Raw genomic sequence first — 14,599 nt, forward strand, 5'->3', positions numbered from 1 at the left:
GTGGTCGCCCGTGTCGGCGACGCCTTCGGTGTCGACGTCGGTGTCCGAGACCTGTTCGCCCACCGGAGTGCTCGAGCGCTGGCCGCAGCACTGGCGGGACGGGCCGCCGCGACGCGCATCCCCACCGGACCCCGTCCCCGACCGGACCGCATCCCGCTGTCCCACGCACAGCGCCGCATGTGGTTCGTCAACCAACTCGACACCGACTCGTCGGCGTACACGATCCCGGTCGTCGTGACGCTGCACGGCATCCTCGACGCCGCCGCGATGTACCGCGCGGTGCGCGATGTCGTCGACCGCCACGAGGTGCTCCGCACCGTGTACCCCGCGTCGTCCGACGCGGAACCGGCACAGGTCGTCCTGCCGACGTCGGCCGTCGACGACCGCCTCGACTGGGAGTCGCTGCGCGGCCCCGACTCCGAGAGCGCAGCGCGCGCCGTGCTGGGCCGCGGCTTCGACGTGACCGTGGACCTCCCGCTCCGCGGCCGGATCGCGTCGCCCACGCCGACCGACCATCTGCTGGTGCTCGCCGTGCACCACATCGCCGCGGACGGGCAGTCGGCGCCGATCCTCGCCGCGGACATCGCGACCGCCTACGCCGCGCGCGTCGCCGGCACCGCCCCGGACTGGGCGCCGCTGCCGATCCAGTACGCCGACCACGCGCTCGCCGAGCGCGAGACCCTCGGCGACGCCACCGATCCCACGTCGGACCTGGCGCGGTCGCTGTCGCACTGGCGCACCGTGCTGGACGGCGCACCCGACCTGCTGCCGCTGCCCACCGACCGCCCGCGCCCCGCCGTCGCCGACGCGCAGGGCGACACGATCACCTGGACGCTGGACGCCGAGATCCGGGACCGCCTCCGGGCGCTCGCGACCGGGCGCGGGGCGACGCTGTTCATGGTCGTGCACGCCGCTCTGGCCGCCGTCCTGGTCCGGATCACCGGAACCGACGACATCACCGTCGCCACACCGGTCGCCGGGCGGGGCCGCGCCGAGATCGACCCGCTGGTGGGGATGTTCGTCAACACCGTCGTCCTGCGCACGGTCCTGCACCCCGCCGACGACCTCGACACGCTCCTCGGTGCGGTCGCCGACGCCGACCTGGACGCGTTCGCCCACGCCCACGTCCCCTTCGAGCGTGTCGTCGACGCGCTCGACCCGGTGCGGTCGGAGTCGTTCGAACCGCTCGCCCAGGTGATGCTGGTCCTCGACGAGGGCACCACCCGAGCGGCCCTCTCCTCCACGGTCGGCGACCTGACCGTCACCCTCGCGGATCCGGGACCCGAGCCCGCCAAGGTGGACCTGACCATCGGCGTCACCGACACCTCGGATGGGCTCGACGGTGTGGTCACCGTGGCGCGCAGTCTCTTCGACGTCGAGACGGCGACGACGATCGCCCACGCCCTGACCCGGATGCTCGTCGCGCTCGTCGAGGAGCCCGTGTCGACCGCGCTCGGCGACGTGGACCTCCTCGAGTCCGAGGGACGCGTCGCCGCTCTCGCCGCGGCTGACGGCGGGCCGGGGGTCACCGGCGACGACACGCTGTCCTCCGTGGTCACCGACGCGGTCGCCCGCCACGCGTCGCAGACCGCCGTCGTCGACGGGACGAGCGGGGCGGCGCTGACCTTCGGCGAGTTCGGTTCTGCGGTGGCCCGTCTCGGACGTGTGCTGCTCGACGCGGGGGTCGGGCCGGAGACCGCGGTCGTGGTGAGCCTGCCGCGGTCGGTCGAGATGGTCGTGGCGATCCACGCGGTCCTCGCCGCAGGTGGGCGCTACGTCCCCGTCGACCCGACGTCGCCGCCGGACCGCGCCTCCCATGTGCTGGCGACGAGCGGGGCCACGCTGGCCCTGGTCGCGGGTGACCTCCCGTCGGCGCTGCGCGACAGCGGCGTCCGCGCGATCCCCGTGGTGGTCGACACCCGTCCCGCACCGACGATCACCGACGTCGAGCGCGGTGCGCCGGTGCACCCGGACGCCGCCGCCTACACCCTGTTCACCTCCGGCTCGACGGGACGCCCCAAGGGCGTCACCGTGTCTCACCGCTCGGTGCTCAACCGGATCCGCTGGGGTCTGCGGGCGTTCCCGCTCGACTCCGTCGACGCCCTCCTCCTCAAGACACCGGTCACCTTCGACGTCTCGGTCCCCGAACTGATCGCCCCGCTGGTGTCCGGCGCACGGATGGTCGTGGCCGGGCCGGACGGCCACACCGACCCCGAGCACATCGCGGCCGTGGTGGCCGAGCACGGTGTCACGTCCATCCACTTCGTCCCGTCGATGCTGTCGGTGTTCCTCGACGTCGTCGGTGCGGACCGGTTGGCCGGGTTGCGGGCCGTCCGGTACCTGTTCTGCTCCGGTGAGGCGCTCACCCCCGCAGTGGCCCGCGCCGCTCGCGCCGCGCTGCCCGGCGCCGCCCTGCACGATCTCTTCGGACCCACCGAGGCCGCTGTCGAGGTGCTCCACGCGCCCCTCCCCGTCGTCGCCGACGTCGTCCCGATCGGCCGCCCGGTCCCCGGGGCGCAGGCGCATGTACTCGACGCGCGCCTGCACCCCGTCGCCGACGGTGTCGTCGGTGAGCTGTACCTCGGTGGCATCCAGCTCGCCCGGGGGTACGCCGCCCGCCCCGACCTGACCGCCGAACGGTTCGTGGCGCACCCGTTCGCGACCGGCGAGCGGCTCTACCGCACAGGCGACCTCGTGCGACGCACCCGCGACGGGGACCTGCAGTACCTGGGCCGCAGCGACTCCCAGGTGAAGATCCGCGGCCAGCGCGTCGAGCTGGGGGAGATCGAGGCCGTCCTCGCGACCGTCCCCGGCGTCACCCACACCGCGGTCGTCGTCGCCCGCGCGCCCGCCGGCGTCGACCATCTCGCCGCCTACCTCGTCGCCCCCGATGACGATGCCGTCCTCGACACCGCGAAGGCCGCTGTGGCGCAAGCGCTTCCCGCGTACATGCGGCCGACGGTGTGGACGGTGCTCGGCGATGCGCCGATCGGGACCAGCGGCAAACTGGACCGCCGTGCACTGCCGGCGCCGGACCTCACCGTCGTCGCCGGGGACACCCAGGTCGATCCCGCGACCCGGGACGAGCAGGTCGTCGCCGACATCGTGGCCGGCGTGCTCGGCGTCGACGCCGTGTCGGTGACGACATCGTTCTTCGCCGCCGGTGGCGACTCGATCGCGGCGATCCGTCTCACCTCACTGCTGCGGTCGGCCGGGTTCACCGTCACACCACGCGACGTGTTCGCCGCCCCGACGGTGCGCGAGCTGGCCCACCGCATCCGGGGTGTGGAGACGGCCACACTGGCCGAACCCGCCGACGGACCGACGGGCACCATGCCGCTGCCGCCACAGGTGGCGTGGATGCTCGACCTCGCCGGAGACCCGGCCGATCTCGCCGCGGTACGGGACTTCTCGCAGTCGACGGTGCTGTCGCTGCCGGAGGGCGTCACCGAGGACGATCTCCGCGCGGTGCTGACCGCCGTCGTCGCCGCCCACCCGATGCTCACGGCGTCGCTGACACGGACCGACGGCATCTGGACCGTCACGGCCGGTGCCGGGGATCCGGCCGATGTGCACATCGGCCTGTCCGGTGTCAGCCAGACGGTCGGACATGACGATGTCCGGCGAGCCCACGAGACCGCCCTGTCGACACTGGATCCCGCGCGGGGCGTCCTGGTCGCAGCCGTCGGCGTCACACCGATCGCCGGTCCCGGCCGGCTCGTCGTCGCCGTCCACCACCTCGCCGTCGACGCCGTGTCCTGGCAGGCGATCGTGACCGGGCTCGCGACCGCCTGGTGGCAGCACACCTCGGGCGCGGACATCGACATCCCGGTGCGGGGGACGTCGTTCTGTCGGTGGTCGCAGGTACTCGCCGACCTCTCCGCACGGACCGACGAGATCCCGCTGTGGCGGGAGAGGTTGTCGGTGCCGGCGCTGGTCGTCGACGGGTCACCGATCGTCGTCGATCCCGCCCGCGATCACCAGATCGACGCGCGCACCGTCGCGTCGACGCTGGACGCTGAACTGTCGGAGGACCTGCTCGACGGCGTGACCGCAGCATTCGGCACCGGCATCGACGTGCTGCTGCTCGCGGCCGTCCTGGGCGCCCTCGGTGCCGGATCCGACGCGGACCGTGTCGCGGTCCTCGTGGAGAACCACGGCCGCGAGGAGAGCATCGCGCCCGGCGCGGACCTGTCGAGCACGGTCGGGTGGTTCACCGCGTTCGCCCCGGTCGCCGTGCACCTGCCACGCGCCGACCTCCCACGTACCGGGGTCGACGCCGCGATCCGTCTCGTCCAGGCGACCAAGGACGCGGTCGTCCGCACCCCCGATCGTGGTGTCGCGTTCGGATCGCTGCGCTGGTCGCCGGACTCGCCGCTCCGTGACGTCCCGCTGCCGTCGGTGACCGTCAACCACCTCGGGACGCTGCAGCGCAGTGGGTCCGACACCGCAGCGTTCACGCCCGTCGCCGACGCGCCGTCGCTGCCCGCCGTCGTCCACGGCGACATGGCCGCACTGGCGGCCGTGACGGTCACGACCGCGATCGTCCACGACGAGAACGGGCGCCGGGTGCGTGCCGAGGTCACCGTCGCCCCCGGTGCGCTGGGAGGCGACGAGGTCGCGGAGCGACGCGCCCGGGTCCTCGTCGACGGCTGGGTCGACGCACTGCGGGAGATCGTCGCGGCGGTCCGGGCGAGCACCCCCGGTCCCAGCGAGACCGACGTCGCGGCAACCGGTCTCGTCCAGGACGAGATCGACGACCTCCTCCGCCGACGACCCGGCGCCCGCCTGTGGCCGCTCACCCCGCTACAGCAGGGCCTGTTCTTCCAGGCCGAGCTGGCGGGTGGGGGGCTCCACGGACCGGAGCCGCAGGAGACCGATCCCTATGTCACGCAGTCGGTGATCACGCTCGGCGGCGGCCGGACGCCGGATGGCCTGCGCGCGGCGGCCGCACGCGCCCTCGTCCGGCACCCGGCGCTGCGGTCCACGTTCCACCGCCTCACCTCGGGTCGCGCCGTGGTCGTCGTCGACCCGGACACCCGACCGCACTGGCGCGAGGTCGATCTCACCGCCGACACCGCTGCGCAGAAGGCGATCGCCGCACTCGCCGACGACGAGCGTGCCCGTCCGTTCGACCTCGCCGCCCCGGGGCTGATCCGCTTCGTCGCGGTACGCCACGACGAGCCGGACACCGGCGAGCCGCTCGTCTCGCTGATCATCACCGCTCACCACCTCCTGCTGGACGGCTGGTCCGGGCCGGTACTCCTGACCGACCTCCTCGGGGGAGCTGCGGACGGTGAGGGAGTCGGTGACGAGGGGGACGGGGTCGCCGTCGAGGTCCTCGACTTCGAGCGCCATCTCGACTGGCTCGCGCGGCAGGACACCGCCGCCGCGCTCGCCGCGTGGCGCACGGCGTTGGCCGGGGTCGACGGACCCACCCTCGTCGGTCCCGTCCTGCCACCGCCCGACGACGCGACCGCCGGTCCCGACCACCGTGAGGTGACGCTCCGTCTCGACCGGGAGACCACCGATGCGCTCGTCACCCGCGTCCGCGACCTCGGGGCCACAGCCGGATCCGCGATCCACGCGGCCTGGGCGGTGGTGCTCGCGCGACTCACCGGCGAGGACACCGTGCTGTTCGCCGAGACCGTCGCCGGCAGGTCGCCGGAGGTCGTCGACGTCGACCGCATGGTGGGGCTGTTCATCACCACCGTCCCGGTCGCGGTCACCGCAGCCCCGGGCGACACCGTCGCCGACGTCGTCCGCGGCGTGCACCGCCACCGCACGGCTGTCGTCGACCACCAGTTCGTGGGCCTCGACGACATCGCACGGGCCGTCGACGTCGACGTGGCCGTCGACAGCCTCGTGGTCTACGAGAACTTCCCCGTCGACTCCGAATCCCTGGCGAGCGGAGCCGGCCCCGACATCCGTGCGATCCGGACGGCCGACGCGACGCACTACCCGGTCGCGGTCGTCGCGGCGCCCGGCGACGACGGGCTGACACTCACGCTGAAGTACCGGCCGTCGCTGGTCGCCGACGGGGCCGCCGCCGACATCCTCGACCAGATCACCGCGGTGCTCACCGCCCTCGTCGATCGCCCCGACATTGCGGTCGGCGATCTGCACAGCATCGACAGCGCCACCGCCGATCTCGTGGCCACGTGGGGGCGCGGACCGGCTCTCGACGTCCCCGATGCCCGCCTCCCCGACCTCGTCGTCGCCCGGTGCGCCGCGGCGCCGGAGGCGATCGCTCTGCGCCACGGCGACCGGGTGATGGACGCCCGCGGGTTCGGGGCGCATGTGGCCCGTCTCGCGCGTGACCTCATCGCCGTCGGTGTCGGACCCGATGTCGCTGTCGCCGTGTGTATCCCGCGGTCGATCGAGATGGTCGTCGCCGTCCATGCCGTCGTCGCGGCCGGTGGTCACGCGGTCCCGGTCGATCCCGATGCACCCGCCGACCGTGTCGAGTACATCTGCGCCACGGCATCGGTCGTCCGGATGCTCGTCGGACCCGACGGGCCGACAGTAGCGGCATCGGTGCCGCAGACGATCGTCGACTGCACCGGCGAGGTACCCGACACGGCACCGGTCACCGACGCCGACCGGATCGCCCCGCTGCGCGGCGCCGACGCCGCATACACGCTGTTCACCTCCGGATCCACGGGTCGCCCCAAGGGCGTCACCGTCAGCCACGACGCCGTCGTCAACCGGATCGTCTGGATGCAGCGGGATCTCGACCTCGACGACAACGACGTGGTCCTGCAGAAGACGCCGCTGACCTTCGACGTGTCGATGTGGGAGGTGTTCCTGCCGCCCATCGCGGGGGCGACGATGGAGATCGCCGACCCCGACGGACACCGCGACGCCGCCTATCTCGTCTCCCTCGTCGAGCACGCCGGGGTGACCTGCCTGCACTTCGTGCCGTCGATGATGGCCGTCTTCACCGAGACGGTGCGGGCAGCCGACACCGCGACGACAGCGGGGGATCCGCGACTGCGATCACTGCGGCACGTCATCGCGTCGGGCGAGGCCCTGCCCGCCGCGACGGCGACGGCGGTGCTGGCCGCGGCGCCGGATGCGCGGCTGCACAACCTCTACGGCCCGACCGAGGCGGCGATCGACGTGACCGCCCACGAGGTCACGATCGACGCGACCACCGTCCCGATCGGACGGCCCGTCGCCAACACGCGGGTCGCGGTCCTCGACCGTCGCCTGCACCCCGTCGAACCCGGCACGACCGGTGAGCTGTACCTCGCCGGTGTGCAGCTGGCCCGGGGGTACGCCGGACGCCCCGATCTCACCGCCGACCGGTTCGTCGCCGACCCGTCGGGTACCGGGGATCGCCTCTACCGCACCGGCGATCTCGTCCGGTGGACCGTCGACGGTGAGCTGGAGTATCTCGGGCGCAGTGACTTCCAGGTGAAGCTGCGCGGGCAGCGCATCGAGCTCGGGGAAGTCGAGAACGTCGTCGCGACGGCCGACGGTGTCGTCGCCGCCACCGCGGGCGTCGTCGCCGACCGTCTCGTCGTGTGGGTGGCCGGCCCGGGTCTCACGGCGCAGACGCTCGCCACACACACCGCGGCGATGCTCCCGCCCGGCCTGCGTCCCGACACCTGGGTCGTCCTGGACCGCCTGCCGTTCACCGCATCCGGGAAGGTGGACCGCAGGGCGCTCCCGGATCCCACGTCCACGGCGGACGAGGCGCGGGTCACGCCCTCGGGTCGCACCGAGCAGGTGATCGCCGACGTCGTCGCCGAGGTGCTCGGTCTCGACGCCGTGTCGGCGACGGCGAGCTTCTTCGACCTGGGCGGCACGTCGCTGTCGGCGACGCGCGCCACCGCTCGTATCGGCGCCGCACTGGGTACCCGGATCGGCGTCCGGGACCTGTTCGACGCGCCCTCCCCGCGGGAGTTGGCACGCCGTGTGATGACCGCGCCCGGCGCCGCCACACGGCCCATCGTGGGCGGGCCACGTCCCGAGCACATCCCGGTCTCCCCGGCGCAGCGCCGGATGTGGGTGCTCAACCGTCTCGACCCGACGTCGCCCGCCTACAACATCCCGTTCGCGCTCCGGTTGCACGGCGACCTCGACGTCGCGGCGCTGCGTGCGGCGATCGGGGACGTCATCGCCCGCCACGAGAGCCTGCGCACCGTGTTCCGGCAGGACGACGCCGGCAGGGTCGACCAGCACGTCCACGACACCGTCGACGAGGCGTCGTGGTGGGTGACCGAGGACGTCGCGGCACTCGCGACCCGGCCGTTCGACGTGACGCGCGACCTCCCGATCCGCGCGGGGATCCGCCGGATCGACGCCGGCACCCAGGAACTCGTCGCCGGAGACGAGCACGAACTCATCGTGGTGTTGCATCACATCGCCTCCGACGGCGAGTCGGTCGGGCCCTTCACCCGTGATCTCGTCGCCGCGTACCGGGCCCGCGTCGCCGGTGCCGCACCGACGCTGTCGCCGCTGCCCGTGCAGTACGCCGACGTCACCCTCTGGCAAGCCGACACCCTCGGTGACCCCGACGATCCGTCGTCGCCCGTCGCGCGCCAGATCGACTGGTGGATCGGGGAACTCGACGGGGTCGCCGACCCGATCGCCGTGCCGTCCGACCGTCCACGACCGCCCGCCCCGACGGGACGGGGTGGTGCCGTCGACATCCCGCTGTCCGATGTCGACGCCGCGGCCATCGACCGGTGGTGTCGTGACCGTGGGGTCAGCGTGTTCATGGCGGTCCACGCGGCACTCGCCGTCGTCCTGGCCCGCCGCGCGGGCCGGACCGACGTGACGATCGCGACGCCGGTGTCCGGGCGCGGTCGGGCGGAACTCGACGACCTCATCGGCATGTTCGTGAACACCCTGGTCCTGCGGACCGCCGTCACCCCCGACGCCACCTTCGACGACGTCCTCGGTGACGTCCGGGCCGTCGACCTCGCCGCCTTCGATCACGCGGATGCGCCGTTCGAGGTGCTCGTGGAGCGCATCGCCGACCGGGACGCGGACACGCCACCGCTGGCGACGGTGATGCTCTCGGTCACCGAGCACGGTCTGGGCGGTAGTGCCCTGGGCAGCATGGATGTGGACGGCCTCACCGTCACGCCGGTCGACGCGGGCCCGCCCGCCGCGCGGTTCGACCTCACCGTCGGCATCACCGCGGCCCGGCAGTCGGACGGGACGCCGTCGACGCTGGAGGGGGCGATTGCCTACGCCACCGACCTGTTCGACGTCGCGACAGTGGATGCGGTCGCGCGGGAACTCGCCGACGTCCTCGCCGAGGGAATCGCGACCCCTCACCGGGCGGTCGGTGACCTCGCGGTCCCGTCGTCGACGGGATCGCCGACGGTCCCGGACGCCGCGCCGGTAGCGCCCGTCGATCTGGCCGACGTGCTCCCCGGGCCGCGGGGACTGCGCATCACGGCCATCGCCGACGACCTCGCCCGCCGCGGTGTGCGACCCGGAACCGCGGTCGCCGTGCGGATCCCACCGTCCGACGACCTTGCCGTCGCGCTCGCGGCGACGCTGGTCGTCGGTGGACATCTCGTCTCCGGCGACCACCCTGCCGCGATCCCGGTCACCCCCGCCGACCTCGCCACGTTCGGCGCCGGCAGCGTCGCCGATCCTGCTGTCGTCGAGTCACCCCGGCCGCCCCTCGATCCGGCGCTGCCCGCAGTGGTCGTCGACGGCCACGTCGTCAGCCGTGCGGCGCTCGCCGCGTACCTCACATGGTTGGCGGAGCGGATGCCCGTCGACTCGCGCGACGAGGTCCTCATCGCCCACGCCGTGGGCCGAGATGACCTGGGCGCGTCGGGGATCGCCGCCGCGCTCTGGAGCCTGATCGGTGGGGCGACCGTCACTGCCGCGGCGGCGGGCCAGACCACGGTCGTCGTGGCCGATGCGGACCGTCTGACCGACGCCCTTCCGGCCGACGCCGATCTCCCGTTCCTGCGGCTCGCGCTTGCCACGGGCGCTGCGGCGACCGTCCGCGCGGCGACGGACGTGTTCGACCGGTTCCCGCGCGTCCGCCTGCACGTGCTGGTCCGTGCCGTCGACGGCGGTCTCGGCGTCCTGCACCGCGAGGTCTCCCCGGACGACACGACCGCCGCCCTCGGTCGTCCCGTTGCCGGTGTGGAGGTGTGGGTTCTCGACGCGCGTCTGCGCCCGGTCGCGCCCGGTGCCGTGGGTGAACTGTTCCTGGGCGGGGATGCCGTCGGGTGGACGGTCGGCGACGCCGTTGAGTCCGCGTGCAGGCTCGTCGCCGCGCCGCACGGCCGACCGGGGGAGCGGCTGGTCCGTCTCGGCCTGGCGGTGCGACGGTCGCGCACCGGGGAGCTCCTCCCCGCCGCAGCCGCGCCTGACGTCGTCCGGCACACCCCGCGCGACATCGCCGACACCCCGGCGACGGGCAGCCAGCTCGCCGAGATCGTCCGCGGCGTCGTCGCCGACGTCCTCGGTCTCGGCGTCGTCCCGGACGACGCCGGCTTCATCGACCTCGGTGGCACGTCGCTAACCGCCGCGCGGGTGGCGGGTCGACTCTCGGCGGTGCTGGGCCACGACATCGCGGTACGGGCGGTGTTCGAGGCGTCGACGGTGGCCGACATCGTCCACGCGGCCGACGCCGCCGTCGCCGCGAGTCGACCCACGCCCTCGTCGCCGGTCCCCGTCGACCGCACCGGTCGCATCCCGCTCTCCCATGCGCAGCAACGGATGTGGTACCTCAACCGTCTCGACGAGGACCGGACGACCGCCGGGTACGTCATCCCCCTCGCGGTGCGGGTGCACGGTGTCGTCGACGTCGCAGCGGTGCGGGCCGCGGTCGTCGACCTCCTCGCACGCCACGAGGTGCTGCGCACCGTCTACCCGGAGGACGCCGCCGGTCCGATGCAGCGCATCCTGGACGCGGACACCGCGGCCGGCCTCGTCGACGTGGCGACCGTCGAGAGCGAGGGCGGCGCGCTGTCCGTGCTCGGCTCACCGTTCGACCTCCGCACCGACCTGCCGATCCGCGTCCGCGTCGCACCCGGTGACCCGACCGCCCTGGTGGTCGCGGTCCATCACATCGCCGCCGACGGCGAGTCCGTCCCGATTCTCCTGCGCGACCTCCTCGCGTCCTACGCCGCGCGGATCGGCTCGCCCGCAGCACATCTGCCCCAGTTGCCCGTCCAGTACGCCGATTACGCCGTCTGGCACCGTGCCCTCGTCGAGGCGGACACCCCGGCCGACGGGGAGCGCGCCGAGGCGGGTGACCTGGCGTTCTGGACCCGGACCCTCGCCGACGCCCCGGCCGTCGTCGACCTCCCGCTCGACCGACCGCGCCCCGCGACGCCGACGGGCCGGGGCGCCACCGTCGAGATCCCGGTACCGGAGCCCGTCTCGCGCGCGGTCGAGGCGCTCGCGCGACGTCACGGGGCGTCGGTGTTCATGGTCGTCCACGCGGCGCTGGCTGCGCTGCTCGCGCGGATCGCCGCCACCGACGACGTCGTCGTCGGGACGCCGGTGGCCGGTCGCGGGCGTGCCGAGATCGACGATCTCATCGGCATGTTCGTCAACACCGTCGTTCTCCGCACGCCGGTGCACCCGCACGACTCCGTCGCCGAACTCATCACCCGGGTCCGCGGACGTGACCTCGATGCGCTCGCGCACGACCGCACCCCGTTCGAGCACCTCGTCGACCGGTTCGCCGGTGCCACCGGTCGGTCGGCGTCCGTGCCGCCGCTGGTCCAGGTGCTGCTCACGGTCGCCCACGAGACGCCGCTCGCGACGGCGTCGGTGCCAGGGGTGACCGTCGAGCCGATCGCCGTCCCCGCCGACGACGCGAAAGTAGATCTGCTGGTGGGTGTCCTGACCGCACCCGACGCCTGGCGCGTACGCGTCACCGGTGCAGCGGATCTCCTCGACACCGACTCGGTGCGGGCGCTCGCCGAGCGGTTCGTCGCGGTGCTCACGGCGTTCGCGGCCGACCCCGACGTGCGCGTCGGCGACATCGACGTCCTCCTCCCCGCCCACGACACCCCGGTGCTCGCCGGACCACCGGCACCGCCGGCGCTGCTGCTCCGCGACATCCTCTCCGGCGAGATGTGCACCGCAGGGCAGGATCCCGACGCCGTCGCCGTGGTCGACGCCGACGGCACCTGGACCCACCGGGAGCTCGACGCCGCGGCGACAGCCCTCGCGCGCGACCTCATCGACATCGGCGTCGGGCCGGAAACGGTGGTCGCCGGCCTCCTCCGCCGGTCCGCCGCGGTCCAGGTCGCACTGCGGGCAGTGGCGTTCGCGGGAGCGATCTGGTGCCCGGTCGATCCGCGGTACCCGGCAGGGCGCCGACGGATGGTCCTGGAAGAATCCGGTGCACGCGTGGTCCTCGTCGGTGCCGATGTCGACCCCGACGGCGCGAGCGGCGGACACATCACCCTCGACGCCGCCGCCCTCACCGCGCTGCGACTGAGTTCCAGTCCGCAGACGACGTGGCCGACGGTGTCGGTCGAGGCCGGCGCGTATCTGATCTTCACGTCCGGGTCGACCGGGACCCCCAAGGGTGTGCTCGTCACCCACACGGGACTCACCGCCGTGGCGGCCACACTGCGCGACCGACACGCCTCCACACCGGGTGCGCGGTGGCTGGGGATCAGTTCGCCGTCGTTCGACGCCGCGATGCTCGAGGTGCTCGGCGCCGACGTCTCGGGCGGACCACTGGTCGTCGCACCCCACGACGTCGTCGGGGGACCGGATCTGCAGCAGTGGATCTCGCGGCATCACCTCACCCACGCGTTCCTCGTCCCGTCGGTGGCGGCGTCTCTTCCCGATCCCGCGTCCCTGCCGTTGGTGCACCTGCTCGCCGGAGGCGAGGCCGTACCGCAGGCGGAGGTCGGGCGGTGGCCCGGTGCGGTCTACGACGGCTACGGACCCACCGAGACCACGATCCTCGCGGTGACCAGTTCCCCTCTCGCGGTGGACGAGTCGGTCCCTCTGGGCACGCCGATGCCCGGGGTGACCGCACGCGTTCTGGACGCCCGGCTGCGGCCCGTGCCCGACGGCACGCTCGGCGAGCTCTACCTGTCCGGGCCCGGTCTGGCGCGGGGCTATCACGGCCGCCCCGACCGGACCGCCGAACGATTCGTCGCCGCGCCCGACGGCACCCGGATGTACCGCACCGGTGACCTCGTCCGCCACCGCGGTGACGTGCTCACCTACGTCGGCCGATCCGACGGTCAGGTGAAGCTGCGTGGCCAACGACTCGAGCTCGGGGAGGTCGAGACCGCGATCCTGCGCCATCCCCGGGTGCGCCGCGCCGCGGTCCAGATGGTCGGCGACGGTGCTGCGGCATCGCTCGCCGCATGGATCGAGCCGACGAGCGGGACGGACACCGCAGGACTCGCCGCCGACGTGCGCAGTGCCCTGTCGGCGACACTGCCCGCGTACATGGTCCCCGCGACCGTCACGGTGCTGGACGCCATGCCGCTGAGCCCCGTCGGCAAGCTCGACCGGTCGGCGCTGCCCGCCCCGATCGCGACGACCACCGCGGCCGTCGCACCCGTCGACGAGTACGAGCGCGTGGTCGCGGGCGTCGTCGCCGACGTGCTCGGTGCCGCGGAGATCGGCGCGACGGACGACTTCTTCGACGTCGGCGGCACCTCGCTGTCGGCCACGCGGGTCGTCGCCCGCGTCACCGAGGCGTTCGGGGTGCGCGTCGGGGTCCGTGACCTCTTCGACGCGCCCACGATCCGCGGCCTCGCCGCCCGTGTGCGCGCGGGGGAGGGCGGTGCAGCGCTCCCGCCCATCACCCCGCAGCCCCGGCCGGAGCACATCCCGCTCACCACCGCGCAGCAGCGCATCTGGTTCCTCAACCGGTTCGACCCCGAGTCGACGGCGTACACGATCCCGCTGGTCCTGCGCGTGACGGGGACGGTCGAGGCCGATGTCCTGCGGGGAGCCCTGCTCGACGTCCTGGGTCGACACGAGGTGCTGCGCACCGTGTTCCCGGAACACGCGGGGCGCGCGACGCAGCTGGTGCTGCCGCTCGCCGAGGCGGCGCAGCGGCTCGTCCTCGAGGTCGATGCACCGGCCGCCGCGGACGGCGTGCGGGACCTCCTGGCCCGGCCGTTCGACCTCACGACCGATCTCCCGCTGCGCGCGAGGATGATCCGCGAGGGCGCCGCCACGACCGTTGCGCTCGCGATGCACCACATCGCCGTCGACGGTGAGTCGATGCGTCCCCTAATCGCCGACCTCGTCACCGCGTGGTCCGCGCGATCGGCCGGCGTCGCACCGGATCTGCCGAGGTTGTCGCTGCAGGTCGCCGACGTCGCGTTGTGGCAGGAACGAGTTCTCGGATCCGTCGACGACCCCGCGACACCGCTCGGATCGCAGGTCGCCCACCGGGTCCGCGTGCTCGACGGTCTCCCCGACGTGCTGCCGCTCCCGACCGACCGTCCGCGGCTGCCGCGTGCGTCGGAGCGCGGCGACCGAATCCGGTTCACGGTGCCTGCCGCACTCGCGGAGCAGGTGCGGTCCGCGGCGCGGCGTCACGCGGCCACCGAGTTCATGGTGGTCCACGCGGCGCTTGCGGTGCTGCTGGCACGGCTGTCGGCGACCGACGACATCG

Annotated in this window: 1 protein-coding gene (only partly in view); it reads left to right on the forward strand. The window is 73.6% G+C overall.

The window, feature by feature from the left end:
• On the forward strand, window positions 1–14,599 hold the start of the coding sequence (locus LX14_RS12355) for a non-ribosomal peptide synthase/polyketide synthase (protein ID WP_253647480.1). The gene runs 17,687 nt beyond the window's last position; only the first 14,599 of its 32,286 coding nucleotides appear in the window; the start codon lies at window positions 1–3; its stop codon lies beyond the right edge, outside the window.

Origin of the sequence: Williamsia deligens, from assembly GCF_024171765.1 — a bacterium.
Lineage (GTDB): Bacteria > Actinomycetota > Actinomycetes > Mycobacteriales > Mycobacteriaceae > Williamsia_A > Williamsia_A deligens.